This is a genomic window from Amycolatopsis sp. NBC_00348, from assembly GCF_036114655.1.
GTDB lineage: Bacteria > Actinomycetota > Actinomycetes > Mycobacteriales > Pseudonocardiaceae > Amycolatopsis.
Window position 1 is genome coordinate 9,670,012 of the sequence record NZ_CP107994.1, and the last position, 14,494, is coordinate 9,684,505.

The 14,494-nt window shown below is 71.5% G+C and carries 13 protein-coding genes; 9 read left to right on the forward strand and 4 right to left on the reverse strand.

Features of this window, described 5'->3' with window-relative positions:
- Positions 1–9 precede the first annotated feature (9 nt).
- Together OHS58_RS43650 and OHS58_RS43655 are read left to right on the forward strand one after the other, a co-directional pair.
- Entirely contained in the window at positions 10–2,988 is a 2,979-nt protein-coding gene (locus OHS58_RS43650; RefSeq protein ID WP_326955757.1) for a bifunctional [glutamine synthetase] adenylyltransferase/[glutamine synthetase]-adenylyl-L-tyrosine phosphorylase, read from the forward strand.
- Between the two features lie 10 nt (positions 2,989–2,998).
- On the forward strand, positions 2,999–3,430 hold the full coding sequence (locus tag OHS58_RS43655; RefSeq protein WP_328646178.1) for an acyl-CoA thioesterase: 432 nt from the start codon (positions 2,999–3,001) through the stop codon (positions 3,428–3,430).
- Between the two features lie 78 nt (positions 3,431–3,508).
- On the opposite strand, the gene glnA is transcribed toward OHS58_RS43655, so the two are convergent.
- On the reverse strand, positions 3,509–4,933 hold the full coding sequence (gene glnA / locus OHS58_RS43660) for a type I glutamate--ammonia ligase (RefSeq protein ID WP_247061245.1): 1,425 nt from the start codon (positions 4,931–4,933) through the stop codon (positions 3,509–3,511).
- 270 nt (positions 4,934–5,203) lie between these two features.
- Between glnA and OHS58_RS43665 the strand changes: the two genes are divergently transcribed.
- Positions 5,204–5,593, forward strand: a complete 390-nt coding sequence (locus OHS58_RS43665) for an RDD family protein (protein ID WP_326951781.1) — start codon at positions 5,204–5,206, stop codon at positions 5,591–5,593.
- A 396-nt stretch (positions 5,594–5,989) separates the two neighbouring features.
- Here the strand turns inward: OHS58_RS43665 and OHS58_RS43670 are convergent, their stop codons facing one another.
- Positions 5,990–6,718, reverse strand: a complete 729-nt coding sequence (locus OHS58_RS43670) for a DUF4191 domain-containing protein (RefSeq protein WP_328646179.1) — start codon at positions 6,716–6,718, stop codon at positions 5,990–5,992.
- Between the two features lie 56 nt (positions 6,719–6,774).
- Here OHS58_RS43670 and OHS58_RS43675 point away from each other — a divergent pair, with 56 nt between their 5' ends.
- The 6 genes from OHS58_RS43675 to OHS58_RS43700 all read left to right on the forward strand — a co-directional run bounded on the left by OHS58_RS43675 (position 6,775) and on the right by OHS58_RS43700 (position 11,483).
- Entirely contained in the window at positions 6,775–8,868 is a 2,094-nt protein-coding gene (locus OHS58_RS43675) for an ATP-dependent DNA helicase UvrD2 (RefSeq protein ID WP_328646180.1), read from the forward strand.
- Positions 8,869–9,099: 231 nt separating this feature from the next.
- Positions 9,100–9,360 (forward strand): hypothetical protein, encoded by a 261-nt coding sequence (locus tag OHS58_RS43680; RefSeq protein ID WP_247061252.1) that lies wholly within the window; start codon positions 9,100–9,102, stop codon positions 9,358–9,360.
- A 151-nt stretch (positions 9,361–9,511) separates the two neighbouring features.
- Positions 9,512–9,865, forward strand: a complete 354-nt coding sequence (locus OHS58_RS43685; RefSeq protein WP_326946444.1) for a WhiB family transcriptional regulator — start codon at positions 9,512–9,514, stop codon at positions 9,863–9,865.
- Entirely contained in the window at positions 9,862–10,113 is a 252-nt protein-coding gene (locus OHS58_RS43690; protein WP_247061256.1) for a hypothetical protein, read from the forward strand. The genes OHS58_RS43685 and OHS58_RS43690 overlap by 4 nt, the downstream gene beginning before the upstream one ends.
- A gap of 315 nt (positions 10,114–10,428) precedes the next feature.
- Positions 10,429–11,301: a class I SAM-dependent methyltransferase gene (locus OHS58_RS43695; protein WP_328646181.1), complete on the forward strand. Its 873-nt coding sequence runs from the start codon at positions 10,429–10,431 to the stop codon at positions 11,299–11,301.
- Entirely contained in the window at positions 11,298–11,483 is a 186-nt protein-coding gene (locus tag OHS58_RS43700; protein ID WP_247061260.1) for a hypothetical protein, read from the forward strand. Before OHS58_RS43695 ends, OHS58_RS43700 begins: the two co-directional genes overlap by 4 nt.
- A 618-nt stretch (positions 11,484–12,101) precedes the next feature.
- Here OHS58_RS43700 and OHS58_RS43705 read toward each other — a convergent pair.
- Both OHS58_RS43705 and OHS58_RS43710 read right to left on the reverse strand, forming a co-directional pair.
- A complete protein-coding gene (locus OHS58_RS43705) occupies positions 12,102–12,989 on the reverse strand; it encodes a hypothetical protein (protein ID WP_328649951.1) in 888 nt (295 codons plus the stop codon).
- Between the two features lie 162 nt (positions 12,990–13,151).
- The gene (locus OHS58_RS43710) at positions 13,152–14,492 is read right to left on the reverse strand and encodes an ABC1 kinase family protein (RefSeq protein ID WP_328646182.1); all 1,341 of its coding nucleotides are present in this window, start codon (positions 14,490–14,492) and stop codon (positions 13,152–13,154) included.
- Positions 14,493–14,494 lie beyond the last annotated feature (2 nt).

Here is a 14,494-nt window from a genome sequence, read left to right on the forward strand (position 1 = left end):
TGGTTCGTGATGGCAGACCGCGCGCGAACGACCGCTTCGGCGGCGAGGTACGGCTTCACCGACGCCCGTGCCGAGGGTCAGTTGCGCGCGGCCGGCTGGTGGGACGACGCCGGCCCGGTCGCCGCGGCGTCCGACGTCCTCTCGGCGTTGTCCCGCGCCGCCGATCCCGATCTCGCGCTGCGGGGACTTGACCGCATCCGCGAGGCCGACGGCGAAGAGTGGGCACAGCTCGAAGAGCAGCTCCGTGAGAACCGGACGTTCCGCGGCCGGCTCCTCGGTGTGCTGGGGACGTCGACCGCACTGGCCGACTTCCTGTGCGCGAACCCCGCGCAGTGGCACTCGCTCACCGGCAAGAAGAGCACGAACCCCGCCGGCTACCGCGAAGCCCTGCGCACGGCGCTCGTGCGTGAAGACGGCACCGTGATCACCAAGCTCGAGGCGGAGCAGACGCTCAAGGTCGCCTACCGCAGCCTGCTGCTCGGCATCGCCGCCGCGGACCTGGGGCACCTCGTCGAGAGCGGGCTCGAGCAGCCACGCTACGCCGAGGTCGCCGCGCAGCTGACCGAGCTGGCCGAGGCCGCGCTCGCCGCCGGGCTCGTGGTCGCCGAGGCCGAGGTCGGCGCCTCAGCCGACGACACGTTCGCGATCATCGCGATGGGCAAGTGCGGCGGCCGGGAACTCAACTACGTCAGCGATGTCGACGTCATCTTCGTCGGCGCGGGCGACCTCGGCGTCGCGACGCGGCTGGCGAGCACGACGATGCGCGTCACCGGGAACGCGTGCTTCGAGGTCGACGCGGCGCTGCGCCCGGAAGGCAAGGCCGGCGCGCTCGTCCGCACCCTCGAAGGCCACCAGAGCTACTACCTCAAGTGGGCCAAGACCTGGGAGTTCCAGGCGCTGCTCAAGGCCCGCCCGGTCGCCGGCGACGCCGAGCTCGGGCGGCAGTACGCCGAGATGGTGGCGCCGCTGGTGTGGTCGGCGGCCGACCGGGACAACTTCGTCGCCGAGGTGCAGCAGATGCGCCGCCGGGTCGAGGGGCACGTGCCGTCCGAGCACGCCGAGCGCGAGCTCAAGCTGGGCCGCGGCGGCCTGCGTGACGTCGAGTTCGCGGTGCAGCTGCTGCAGCTCGTGCACGGCCGGGTCGACGACGAGCTGCGGTCGCCGTCCACGATGGACGCGCTCGCGGCGCTCGGCGAAGGCGGTTACGTGGGCCGGAAGGACGCGGCCGAGCTGGGCGCGTCGTATGAGTTCCTGCGGATGCTGGAGCACCGGCTGCAGCTGCGGCGGATGCGCCGGACGCACCTGTTCCCCGCGACGTCCGACACCGACGAGCTGCGGATCCTCGCTCGCGCGAGCGGCGTGAAACCGACCGGTGGCAAGAGCGAGGGCGAAGCGCTGCTGGCGGAGTTCCGCAAGCACGGCAAGGGCATCCGGCGGCTGCACGAAAAGATCTTCTACCGGCCGCTGCTGCAGTCGGTCGCGAACGTGCCGACCGAGGCGCTGCGGCTGACGACCAAGCAGGCCGCCAGCCGCCTGGCCGCGCTCGGCTACACCGCGCCCGACGGCGCGCTCCAGCACATCAAGGCGCTCACTTCGGGCGTTTCCCGGCGCGCCGCGATCCAGCAGGCGCTACTGCCCGTGCTGCTCGACCTGCTCGCCGACACCCCCGACCCGGACGGCGGGCTGCTGTCGTACCGCAAGGTTTCCGAGGCGCTGGAAGACACGCCCTGGTACCTGCGGGTGCTGCGCGACGAAGGCACGGTCGTCGAACGGCTGGCCATCCTGCTCGGCACGTCGAGGCTGGTGCCCGACCTGCTGGTCCGCGCGCCCGAGGTGCTGCAGCTGCTCGGCGACCCGGCGCGGCTGCTGGGCCGCACGCCGGCCGACGTGGCGACGTCGCTGCGGGCGGCCGTCCGGCGTCAGCCCGGGTTGAACCCCGCGGTCACGGCGGCGCGTTCGCTGCGGCGGCACGAACTGCTGCGCGTGGCGTGCGCGGATCTGCTGGGCCTGCTCGACGTCCGGGCCGTGTGCGCGGCGCTGTCCAGTGTCTGGGTCGCGGTGCTGCAGGGCGCGCTGGCCGCCGCGTTCCGGCAGCGCCAGGCCGAGCTGGGCCGGACGCCGGCGCGGATCGCCGTCATCGGCATGGGCCGGCTCGGCGGCGCCGAACTCGGCTACGGCTCCGACGCCGACGTGCTCTTCGTGTGCGAAGCGAATGAAGGCGTCTCGGACTCCGACGCCGTGAAGTTCGCGTCGTCGGTCGCGGAGACGGTCCGGAAGATGCTGGGCGCGCCGAGCCCGGACCCGGCGCTGGTCGTCGACGCCGACCTGCGGCCGGAGGGGCGCAGCGGCCCGCTGGTGCGGACGCTGGAGTCCTACCGCGCCTACTACGCGCGCTGGGGCGAGGTGTGGGAGGCGCAAGCGTTGCTGCGGGCCCGTTTCATCGCCGGCGACGACGACCTCGGGCAGCGGTTCATCGCGATGATCGACCCGATCCGCTACCCCGAGGGCGGCCTGGACGCGACGAAGGCCCGCGAGATCCGCCGGATCAAGGCGCGCGTCGAGACCGAGCGGATGCCGAAGGGCGCGGACCCGACGCGGCACACGAAGCTCGGCCGCGGCGGCCTCGCCGACGTCGAGTGGACGGTGCAGCTCCTGCAGCTGCAGCACGCCCACGCCGTTCCCGAGCTGCGGACGACGTCGACGCTGGACGCACTGGCGCTGCTCCCCGGCGCGGGCCTGGCCGAGCAGTCCGAAGCGGCCGAGCTGACCGAGGCGTGGCTGCTGGCGACGCGGGTGCGCAACGCCGGGATGCTGGTGCGCGGCAAGGCCGTCGACGAGGTCCCCAGCTCGGGCCGCGACCTGGTCGCGGTGGCGCGGGTGCTCGGCCAGACCGCGGCGGACGACCCCGGTGAGTTCCTCGACACGTACCGCCGGATCACGCGCCGCGCGCACACGGTGGTGGAGCACCTGTTCTACGAGGCTGATTAAGGTGGGGCGCGTGACCGATCGAGAGCCGTTCCGGACCCGGATCAAGGTCCGCCACTACGAGCTGGACACCCTGGGCCACCTCAACCACGCCGTCTACCACTCGTACGGCGAGGTTTCACGGCTCGAGCTGCTGGAGCAGGCGGGCGCACTCAACGGCGTCGAGGGCTTCGCGGCGGTGCTCCTGGAGTCCCACATCGTGTTCCGCAGGGAGATCCGCGCGGGCGACGTGGTCGACGTGACGTGCGACGCGAAGTTCGGCAGCGGCAAGACGTTCTCGATGGACTCGACCATCTACAAGGCCGACGGCACGCTGGCCGCGGAGATCACGTGCACGCTGGGCCTGATGGACCTGGAGCGCCGCAAGCTGGCGACGGACCCCCGAGGCCGTTTCGCCGAGGCGGGCGCGGACCTGAAGCTGCTGTCGACGGCCGAAGGCGACTGACCCCGTAGACGAGAAACGCCGGCGGCGAGGGCGTTTCCGCTCCTCGCCGCCGGCGTGCCCAAGGGACGCGTCAGCGGATCACACGTCGTAGTACAGGGCGAACTCGTACGGGTGCGGGCGCAGGCGCAGCGGGTCGATCTCGTTTTCGCGCTTGTACGAGACCCACGTCTCGATCACGTCCGGCGTGAACACGCCGCCCTCGAGCAGGTAGTCGTGGTCGGCTTCCAGCGTGTCGAGGACCGTGCCCAGGTCGCCCGGGACCAGCTTGACGTTCTTGGCCTCTTCCGGCGGGAGCTCGTAGAGGTCCTTGTCGATCGGGTCCGCCGGCTCGATCTTGTTCTTGATGCCGTCGAGCCCGGCCATCATCATCGCCGAGAACGCCAGGTACGGGTTGCCCGAGGAGTCCGGGCAGCGGAACTCGGCGCGCTTGGCCTTCGGGTTGTTGCCCGTGATCGGGATGCGGACGCAGGCCGAGCGGTTGCGCTGCGAGTAGACCAGCGAAACCGGGGCCTCGAAGCCCGGGACCAGGCGGTGGTAGGAGTTCACCGTCGGGTTCGTGAAGGCCAGCAGGCTCGGGGCGTGCTTGAGCAGGCCGCCGATGTAGTGGCGCGCCGTGTCGGACAGGCCCGCGTAACCGGACTCGTCGTGGAACAGCGGCGTGCCGTCCTTCCACAGCGACTGGTGGCAGTGCATGCCCGAGCCGTTGTCGCCGGCGAGCGGCTTCGGCATGAACGTCGCGGTCTTGCCCGCGGCGAACACGGTGTTCTTCACGATGTACTTGAACAGCTGCAAGTCGTCCGCCGCGTGCAGCAGCGTGTTGTACTTGTAGTTGATCTCGGTCTGGCCGGCGGTGCCCACCTCGTGGTGCGCGCGCTCGATCTCGAAACCGGAGCCCTGCAGCGCGCGGACGATGTCGTCGCGCAGGTCGGCGAAGTGGTCGACCGGCGGGACGGGGAAGTAGCCGCCCTTGAACTTCGTCTTGTAGCCCTGGTTGCCACCGACCTCTTCGGTACCGGTGTTCCACCAGCCCTCGACGGAGTCGATCTCGTGGAACGAGGCGTGCTCGGCGGAGTCGAAGCGGACCGAGTCGAAGATGTAGAACTCGGCTTCGGGGCCGAAGTACACGTTGTCGGCGACGCCGTACTCCGCGATGTACTGCTCGGCCTTGCGCGCGATGTTGCGCGGGTCGCGGCTGTACGCCTCACGGGTGAACGGGTCGTGCACGAAGAAGTTCAGCGAGAGCGTCTTCGCCTTGCGGAACGGGTCGATGCGCGCCGTCTCGGGGTCCGGCAGCAGCAGCATGTCCGATTCGTGGATCGACTGGAAACCGCGCACCGAGGAGCCGTCGAACGCGAGTCCCTCTTCGTAAGCCTCTTCGGTGAAGGCCTTCGCCGGGACCGTGAAGTGCTGCATCACGCCGGGCAGGTCACAGAACCGGACGTCGATGACTTCGACGTCCTCGTCCGTGATGAGGCGCTGAATGTCGTCTGGAGTAGTGGGCACCCTCGGTGACTCCTTCTCGTTCGAGCTCGTGCGGCAGTGCTCTCTTCGGCTCACGCTAAAAGCGCGGTGTTGCCCGACCGTCACCCGTATGTTTCGCCGGTGTTAACGGGTGGGTGGATACCGGGTATCCGACCAGGTCGGATGTGGTCCGCGCCACCGGCATACCCTGGACGGGTGGCGAGATGGACCGGAGAATGGCTGCCCGGCACGGGTGACGGTGGCCAGAGTACTGATCAGGACGGCGCGCGCTGGCCGGGCGAGAAGTTCGGTCTGCCCGAATCCGGCGTCGGCTCGGCGGCGAGCGGCGGGACCCGGCTGCTCGGGCTGCTCGCCGACCTCGTGGTCGCGGCCCTGGTCACGGCCATCTTCGTGCACCCCGACCTGCAGGACCCGGTCGCCATGCAGAACTTCAACCTGTGGTCCGGCGGCGTCTGGGCGGTCATCTCCGTCGTGTCCGCCGGCTTCTTCGGGTTCACCCCCGGGATGGGCGTGGTGGGCATCCGGGTGGCCCGTCTCGACGGCGCCGCCCTGGTCGGCCCGCTGCGGGCGCTGGTCCGCGCGGTCCTCACGTTCGTGATCATCCCGGCGGCCGTCCGCAACGCCGACGGCCGCAGCTGGCTGGACCGGCTGACGGGCACCGTCGTCATCCGGCTGCGCTGACCGCGCGCCGGAAAGCCGCAGCGGCAGCTGCGCTGACCACGCGGCCGCCGGACAGTCGCATCGGACGGCCTACTGGATCCAGCTGCGCCGACCACACAGCCGCCCGACAGCCGCAGCGGACGCCGGCTGGTCGACCGGCCCTGCCGGCGGCCCCGGCCCGGTCGGCCCGACATCGGCCGACTGGGTGGTCTCGGCTGCGTCCGGCATCGGCCCGCTTGGCCCGAGCGGCGCTCCCGGAGGGCGTCCCCCGGTATCGGTCGGCGTCGGCACTGCACCATCGGCGGCCCCAGGGGTGTCCCATCCGAAACCCGCCGCCGAAACCTGCTGCCCCGGCACCCCCGTACGAGAAAGGCCCCGTCCACCGGACGGGGCCTTCGTCGTCTGCGCGGGCTCGGGTCAGCGGCGGCGGATCGTGCGCTGGACGTTGCGCATCTTCGCGCCGGCGGGCATCGGGCCCTTGGGCATCGCCGCGCCGCGGTTGCCGAGTGCGGCCAGCTTCGCCTCGAGGGCGTCGACCTGGGCCGGCTTGAGGTTGCGGGGCAGCTTCATCAGGAAGCCCTGGAGCTTCTTGAGCGGGATCTGGCCCTCTTCGTGGCCGATCGTGACGTCGTAGATCGGGGTGTCGCCGATCAGCCGGGAGACGCGCTTCTTCTCCTGAGCGAGCAGCGTCTTCACGCGGTGCTGCGCGCCCTCGGCGACGAGCACCACACCCGGGCCGCCGAGCACCCGGTGCACGGCGTCGAGCTGGGTCGTCGCGGCGACGGTCGGCGTCACCTTCCACTTGCCGCGGAGGTTCTCGAGCGCCCACGCCGCCGCGCCGGGCTGGCCGTCGGCCTTCGAGTAGACCGTCTTCTGGACTCGCCGGCCGAAGATGATCATGGCGAGCAGCGCGCCGAGGATGATGCCCAGCGGGAGCAACACCCACTGGGAGTCGAAGAAGAAGCCGATCCCGAAGGCCACACCCGCGACGACGACGATCGAGCCGACCATCCAGGGGATGAGCCAAGGGTCTTCCTTGCGCTGCATCTTGAAGGCTTCGAAGAGCTGGCCACGCCGGGCCTTGCTCGCCGCGCGCTTCTCCTTCTTGGCCCGCTTGGCCGCTTCCTTGTCCTGCTGTCCCGCCATCTGACCAGGATACGGCCGCGTGCCCCTGCCCGGATTCCCCGTCCCCCTCTGCGAGGATGCGGGACGTGACTGGCGTACTTTCCCCGAAGAGCCGCACCCGTCTGCTCGATGGTCTCGACCCCGAGCAGCGCGCCGCCGCCAGTGCCCCGAGGGGGCCGGTCTGCGTCCTGGCCGGCGCCGGCACGGGCAAGACCCGCACGATCACCCACCGCATCGCCCACCTCGTCATGTCCGGGCACGTTTCCGCTGGTCAGGTGCTTGCCGTCACGTTCACGACGCGCGCCGCGGGGGAGATGCGCGCCCGGCTGCGCGGCCTCGGCGTCGACGCCGCGCAGGCGCTGACGTTCCACGCCGCCGCCCGCCGTCAGCTGCGTTACTTCTGGCCACGCGTGGTCGGCGGCCAGCCGTGGGACCTGCTCGAGAACAAGTTCCGCTACGTCGGCCAGGCCGCGACCCGGGCCAAGCTCGGCACCGAGATCGAGATCCTGCGCGACCTGGCGAGCGAGATCGAGTGGGCGAAGGCGTCGCTGATCAGCCCGGACGACTACCCGGCCGTCACCGCGCGCGCCCAGCGGGACATCCCCGCCCCGGCCGCCCAGGTCGCCGAGGTCTACCGCAACTACGAAGAGCTGAAGAACACCGCGCAGGTGCTCGACTTCGACGACCTGCTGCTGCACACGACGGCGGTGCTCGAGGAGCACGGCGTCGTCGCCGAGGAGTTCCGCGACCGCTACCGCTGCTTCGTCGTCGACGAGTACCAGGACGTCACGCCGCTGCAGCAGCGCCTGCTCGACGCGTGGCTCGGCGGCCGTGACGACCTGACGGTGGTCGGCGACGCCAACCAGACCATCTACTCCTTCGGCGGCGCGTCGCCGCGGTCGCTGCTGGAGTTCACCCGGCGCTTCCCGGAGGCGACGGTCGTCCGGCTCGAACGCGACTACCGGTCCACGCCCGAGGTCGTCGCGCTGGCGAACCAGGTGATCGGCGCCGCCCGCGGCCGGCCGGCGGGCTCACGGCTCAAGCTGATCGGCCAGCGCCCGTCCGGCCCGCAGCCGCGCTTCGCCGAGTTCGACGACGAGCACGTCGAGGCCGGTGCCGTCGCGCGGCGCGTGCGCGAGCTGCTGGACGGCGGCGTCGCGGCGAGCGAGATCGCGGTGCTCTACCGCGTCAACGCCCAGTCCGAGGCCTACGAGTCGGCGCTCGCCGAGGCCGGCATCCCGTACCTGGTCCGCGGCGGCGAACGGTTCTTCAACCGGGCCGAGGTCCGGCAGGCGATGTCCGCGCTGCGGACCGCGAGCGGCGACGGCAGCTCCGACCTGGTCACGACCGTGCGCTCGGTGCTCTCCCGCGTCGGCCTCACCGAGTCGCCGCCCGCCGGTGGCGCCGCGAAGGAGCGGTGGGACGCGCTCCTGGCGATCGTCGAGCTGGCCGAGGAGCTCGCCTCGACGGTCGCCGACGCCGACCTGCCGCGCTTCAACACCGAGCTGGAGCAGCGCGCCGCGGCGCAGCACCCGCCGACGGTCGAGGGCGTGACGCTCGCGTCGCTGCACGCGGCGAAGGGCCTCGAATGGGACGCGGTGTTCCTCGTCGGCCTCGCCGAGGGCACCGTGCCGATCCTGCACGCCGACAACGACGAGGCGGCGATCGAGGAGGAGCGGCGGCTGTTCTACGTCGGCGTCACGCGGGCCCGCGAGCACCTGTGGCTGTCGTGGGCGCTGGCCCGCACGCCGGGCGCGCGCCGCAACCGCCGTCGCAGCCGGTTCCTCTACGGCCTGATCCCGGAGGACCACCCGGCGGCCCGGGCCGCGCGGTCGCAGCAGAAGCAGGCCGCGCCGGTGAAGACGCGCTGCCGGGTGTGCGGCGGGCCGCTGCTGGAAACCCTCGACGTCAAGCTCGGCCGCTGCGGTCGCTGCCCGTCGTCGGTGGACGAGAACCTGTTGGAGCGGTTGAAGTCCTGGCGCGCGGACCGGGCCCGGGAGCTGAAGGTGCCGCCGTTCGTCGTGTTCACCGACGCGACGCTGATGGCCGTCGCCGAGCAGCGCCCGGTCGACGAGTCGGCGCTGGTGTCGATCTCCGGGATCGGCGCGACCAAGCTCGAACGCTTCGGCACGGAGATCCTCGGCGTCGTCCGCGCGTCGATGGGGTCCTGACGGCGGTCCTGATGAGGTCTTGACCGCGTTCGGACCATGATCCACGCGGCGAACCCGCTGCTCAGGGGCGATCTTCGTATCTTCGAGGATTTCCCCGTAATTAAGTTGCCCCGGTGTGGTGGGGGGCAATAACCTGCCAGTACCGAGCCCGAAGGGCTCGGCTGGGGATCCACGTGAAGTGCCGCTCCGCGGCCGCGTGTGCAGAGTACAGACGAAGGAGGTGCCGGTGAAATGACCATCAATCTGACGCTCACGAACCCGGGCACCCGTCTGTCCTGCGCCGCGGAAGTCGCGGCTGCACAGCGCCCGGGCACCGGTCTGCCCGTGAGCGCGCACGAGATCCGTGGCACGCGTCGCGTCATGCGGGGCTGGACCACCGGCGATGTCGTCGTCTTCGGGACCGAGGGCGTTCTCGCCGCGTACCCGCAGGCCGATCTGCCGACCATCAAGCAGTTCCGTGTTCCGTTGTCGATACGGGAGCGAAGTTCCTGACCCAGTCAGGACACTGAGGCTCACGAAGGCCGCGGAACCGGAAAACCCGGATCCGCGGCCTTCGTGTTTTTGGCTGCACAACCCAAGAGGAACAGCATTGCCCAGCTCCACGCCCAAAACCGAAACCCGTACGACACCAGGAGGAACCCACATGTCTTCGGCCATCGCCTACACCGCGGGTGAGGCAATATTCGCCGACCTGCTCGACCCCGTCACCGTCCCGGACGTGGCTCTGCCCTGCCGCTCGGGCGACGCGGACCTCTGGTTCGCCGAGTCCCCGGCCGAGCTCGAGCGCGCCAAGGCGTCCTGCGCCGACTGCCCGGTTCGCGAGGCCTGCCTGGCCGGCGCACTGGCCCGGCGTGAGCCGTGGGGCGTCTGGGGTGGCGAGATCTTCGAGCGCGGCGTCGTGATCGCGCGCAAGCGGCCCCGTGGCCGTCCGCGCAAGAACACCACCGTCGAGCCCGTCGCCGCCAAGAGCGGCGAGCACCGGAGCGCCGCCGCATGAGCGTCGAACCGATCACCACAAGGGACCACGAAGCGCGCAAACGCGTGCACCTGCAGTTGACGAAGACCGAGATCGAGGAGATCAGCGAGATGTTGCTTTACGAAGAACTGTCCAGGGCCCGAATACGGGATCTGGAGGAGGGCATCCGCACCCAGCGGGCCCGAGGTAGCGCCCGTGCCATCCGCCGGTGGAGCCGAGTAGCCAGATGGGCGGCCCAGCGCGCGGAGCGGTACGAGAACCAGAGCTGAGAGCAGGCCCCTGCCGCCCCGACGGCGGCAGGGGCCTGCCTGGGTTTGTGCAGGTCAATGGGGTTGCGTGTGGTTGTGTCGGCTGGCTCTGGTTTGTCGACGCCGCGGGGCCGGCCTTCGGCGCGCCCTCATCACGCTCGCACCGGCGACGGCTTGCGCCCGCCGATGGTCGCCGGTGCGGGTGGGGTCGGGCGCTGATCAGTGGGGAGACACGATCCCCTGGGGCCCCCGCCCCCGCCCCCGCCCCGCCTCGTCTGGTTGGTGTCTGGTTGTTCGAGCGCGCCTTTCTACCGGGTGGCGGTGTTGAATGGGGTGATGCCCGGACACACCCACGACGACATCGACTGGGCGGACCGCCTCGCCCAGCTGCGCATGGCCGACGCCCTCGATGCCGAGGCACTCGCGCCCGTCGCGCGGCGGCTCCTTTCCGGGTCGGCTGGTCGGCCGACCGTGGTCGATGTCGGGTGTGGGGCCGGCGGGATGAGCGTGCACTTCGCGCGTGAGCTGGCCCTTGGTGATGGGGGCACCGTCGTGCTGCTCGACGCCACACCCGCGTTGCTCGCCGAAGCGCAGCGGGCTGTGGCCACGGTCGCCGGTGAGAACGTCGAGGTCGTCGGCGTGCACGGTGACCTCGCCGACCCTCGGCTGGCCGACCGGGTGCCGGCCGCCGACCTCGTGTGGGCGTCCGGGGTGGTGCACCACGTCGGCGATCAGCAGGCCGCGTTGCGGACCCTGGCCGGGTTGCTGCGGCCGGGTGCGGTGCTCGCCATTTCCGAAGGCGGGCTCGAAATGCGTTGTCTCCCTTGGGATCTCGGAATCGGACGGCCCGGGCTGGAGCATCGGCTGCTCGCCGCGCGGGCCGAGTGGTTCGCCGGGATGCGGGCCGGCATCGCGGGCAGCGTCGCCATGCCCTACGGCTGGCCGCGCGCGCTTCGCGAGGCCGGGCTCGAGGACGTCGAGTCGTTCGGCGCGCTCATCGACCACCCGATGCCCGGCTCGGACCTGTTGCGCGAGTACGTGGTGCACCGCGTCGGCTGGCTCGCCGGGTCGGCGGGCGACCGCCTCGACGCCGACGACCGCGCGACGATCGCCGCCCTCACTGACCCCGCTGGCCCGGACTTCCTAGGCAGCCGTACGGACTTGTACGTGCTGGGCGCCAAGGCGATCCACAGTGGACGGTCCCGATGAGCGCGCCGGAGCCGGCCGCGTGCACACGCTGCGGGCGCACCCGCGGCGCCGACGACGACCCGGCTACGGCGCTCGCCTGGGTGTCCACCCGCGAGCGCGGCACGCTGCGGTGGCTGTGCCCGGACTGCGCGCGGCAGCATGTGCGCGACATCGAGGGCAAGCTGCCGGACGAGTACTGGTGATCACGAGGTTCCTCCGCGGGAGTCGGCTGTTGGGTTGGTGCTGTTCAGCAGCGGCCGACTCGGCGGCTGGCTGAGTCGCGCTGACGATCGGCCGGTCAGCGTGACGAGCCCATGCGCTTTCGCCGGGCCAGAGAAGATCATCAACGAGCAGGTCGGCAAGCGTGGCCTCGGCTTCGCTGCCGCGATGCCTGCGCCCGCCGCGCAGCCGCGCTGCCGGGTCGCGCCCCGCTGCGCAGCCGCGCTCGCCGCGCTGCCGGGTCGCGCCCCGCTGCGTAGCCGCGCTCGCCGCGCTGCCTGCGCACCCGACCTGCCGATCCGACGACCGAAGACTGAAGCAGGATCTGACTCGTCCGCGGTTCGGCGCCTGGTGCGGATGCCCTTCGGTCGGCTTGTGCGGTGTCGTCGATAAGGGCCGGGCAGGTGGCTGGGACGAGGGCAGTGTTCCCGAACGGCGCCGATGCCTCTGGCCAGCTTGTGCCGCGTCGTCGGTCGAGGCTGGAGTTGTGCTGGGCTCGCGGGCGTGTCTCGAGTGGCGCGGATGCCTTGGCCCGGTTTGCGCCGCGCGGTCGAGCGAGGCTGGGGCTCGGGGCGTGTCCCGAGCGGGTGCGGATGCCCGGTTCATGCTGCGTCTCCGGTCAGTGGTGTGGTCAGTGCCCGGACTCGGGGGCGTGGTGTTCTTGATGCTTCGCCGTAGGCCTGGACCAGCTCCTTCGCCACGTCGCGGGGGACCTGGCGTAACTGCCGGACCGTGCAGCGGACCAGGATGATTCCCGTGGCCGCCAGGGCCAGGTGGGTGAAGCCGCCCGTGGAGCTGGGGCCGCAGCGGTACTGCCAGGCCAAGCCGATCTCGTCCCACCACGCGTCGGCCTCGCCTATGCGGCGGCCTCGGCGGTCGCAGATCGTGACGTCCCAGCTCGGCGGTGGGAGCAGGGCCGTGTCCAGTACTCGCGCCGCCAGGCCGTGCGCGCGGATCGGGCCTTCGTCCAGACGGCGCAGGACCTTGCGGACCGCCGACGAGCCGCGCTGTGGGCCCGCCTCGAGCTCCGCCAGCAGCTGCTGGCGGTCGCATAGTCCCCAGTAGAGCGGCAGCGTCAGCAGCTGCCGGATCTGCGCCGGGTCGGGTTCCGCCCGTGCCAGGTCGAGCGCCGCGCGGGCCGGTGGGGCGAACGGCAGGCCGTCCACCAGCACCGGGTCCGGCAACCGGGACGTCCGGGTCGCGTGGATCCCCGCCTTCGCCATGACACGGCAGTAGTCGGGCACCAGCAGCTCGATCTCGCCGGTCGCCGGGCACTTCACGCCGTGGGCCCGCAGGGCGTCGGCGCCGCTGATCACCACCTTCGACCCGTAGCGCGCGATCGCGGCGTGCAGCAGGTGCTGCCGCGTCGGCGTGGTGTTGCGCAGCAGGACGACACCGGGGTGCAGGCGGCGCCACGGCCCGCCGGGGCCGCAGAGCCGCCGGGTTCTTCGATCGGACACCCCGGCCCTGCGTAGCTGTTCGAGGTTCATCACTTCGCCGGTGCCGGAGTTACCGAGGGCGAGCGGATCGGTGCGATGCGTAGCGGTCATGCATCGAGCATGAACGCTCCGCCAACCGGGTGGAACCCCGTTTCCCCGAGCTGTGGACAACTCGCCGGAATCCGCCCGTTCGCGGCCCGGCCTGTGGACAACTCAGCCGGCGAAACCGGCCTGCCAGCGCTCCACGATGCCCCGCGCCGGGATCTCCGCGTCGAGCTGGCAGAGGATGCCCGTCGAGCCCGCGGTGACCCGGTGGATCATCAGGTACTCGGGCGGCAGGTTGAGCGAGCGGCCGACCTTGAAGTCGTTGCCGCGGCTGTCGCCGACCCGCCACGCCTGCCGTTGCATCCACTTGCGCGTGAAGTGGAACGTCGGCTCGGCCAGCGGCTCGGTGAACGGCGCCAGGTAACGGAGCACCTCGTCCGCGGTCAGGTCGCTGTCCGGCCGGATGAACCGGTTCTCCCGCAGCAGGCGCATCAGCTCGGTGGACTCGCCGTCGAGGGCCAGCCGGGTCATCTCGCCCAGGTGGCGGGGGATGCCCTCGGGCAGCCGCGCGACGCCGCCGAAGTCGATGACGCACAACCGGTCGTCCGGGGTGATCATGAAGTTGCCCGGGTGCGGGTCCGAGTGCAGCAGGTGGACGCGCTCGGGCGACGAGTAGTGGAACTCCGCCAGCAGCTGGCCGGCCAGGTTCCGCGTCTCGCGGTCGCCGTCGGCGATCACCTTCGACAGCGGTGTGCCGGTGACCCACTCCGTCACGACGACCTTCGGCGCGCTGGCGACGACGCGCGGCACCAGGATGCCGGGGTCGCCGTCGAACGCCTTCGCGAAAGCCCGCTGGTGCTGGGCCTCGGCCTGGTAGTCGAGCTCCTCGTTCATCCGCGCGGCCAGCTCGGCCAGCAACGGCTTCACCTCGGTGCCGGGCACGAACGCCTGGAACAGCCTGCTGAACCGCTGCAGCTGCCGCAGGTCACTGCGCAGCGCCTCGTCGGCCCCCGGGTACTGGACCTTGACGGCGACCTCGCGGCCGTCGTGCCAGACCGCGCGGTGCACCTGGCCGATGCTCGCGGCCGCCGCCGGCTCGTCGTCGAACGAGGTGAAGCGGCCGGCCCAGGTCCGGCCCAGCTGCTCGGCGAGGACCCGGTGGGTCTGCCGGGCCGCCATCGGCGGGGCCGCGGCCTGCAACTTCGTCAGCGCCTCGCGGTAGGGCTTCGCCATGTCGTCCGGCACCGCGGCCTCGAACACGCTCAGCGCCTGGCCGAACTTCATGGCCCCGCCCTTGAGCGTGCCGAGCACCTCGAACAGCTGCTCGGCGGCCTTGGCCGACAGCGTGGCGTTCACCTGCTCCGCGCTCTGGCCGGCCAGCCGCTTGCCCCAGCCGCTGACCGCCCGTCCGGCCATCCCGAGCGGGAGGCTGGCGAGCTTGGCGGTGCGGGCCGCACCCTTGCTCGGCATCGCGGTGTCACGATCGGCGGCGTCGCGGAAGTCGGTCACCT

What these genes read in the sequence shown, in the direction of transcription:
- OHS58_RS43650 (WP_326955757.1), top strand. Translation starts at nt 10, where the DNA reads ATGGCAGACCGCGCGCGAACGACCGCTTCGGCGGCGAGGTACGGCTTC.
- OHS58_RS43675 (WP_328646180.1), top strand. Translation starts at nt 6,775, where the DNA reads ATGCGGGACGTGACTGGCGTACTTTCCCCGAAGAGCCGCACCCGTCTG.
- OHS58_RS43695 (WP_328646181.1), top strand. Translation starts at nt 10,429, where the DNA reads ATGCCCGGACACACCCACGACGACATCGACTGGGCGGACCGCCTCGCC.
- OHS58_RS43685 (WP_326946444.1), top strand. Translation starts at nt 9,512, where the DNA reads ATGTCTTCGGCCATCGCCTACACCGCGGGTGAGGCAATATTCGCCGAC.
- OHS58_RS43705 (WP_328649951.1), bottom strand. Translation starts at nt 12,989, where the DNA reads ATGAACCTCGAACAGCTACGCAGGGCCGGGGTGTCCGATCGAAGAACC.
- OHS58_RS43690 (WP_247061256.1), top strand. Translation starts at nt 9,862, where the DNA reads ATGAGCGTCGAACCGATCACCACAAGGGACCACGAAGCGCGCAAACGC.
- OHS58_RS43680 (WP_247061252.1), top strand. Translation starts at nt 9,100, where the DNA reads ATGACCATCAATCTGACGCTCACGAACCCGGGCACCCGTCTGTCCTGC.
- OHS58_RS43670 (WP_328646179.1), bottom strand. Translation starts at nt 6,718, where the DNA reads ATGGCGGGACAGCAGGACAAGGAAGCGGCCAAGCGGGCCAAGAAGGAG.
- OHS58_RS43700 (WP_247061260.1), top strand. Translation starts at nt 11,298, where the DNA reads ATGAGCGCGCCGGAGCCGGCCGCGTGCACACGCTGCGGGCGCACCCGC.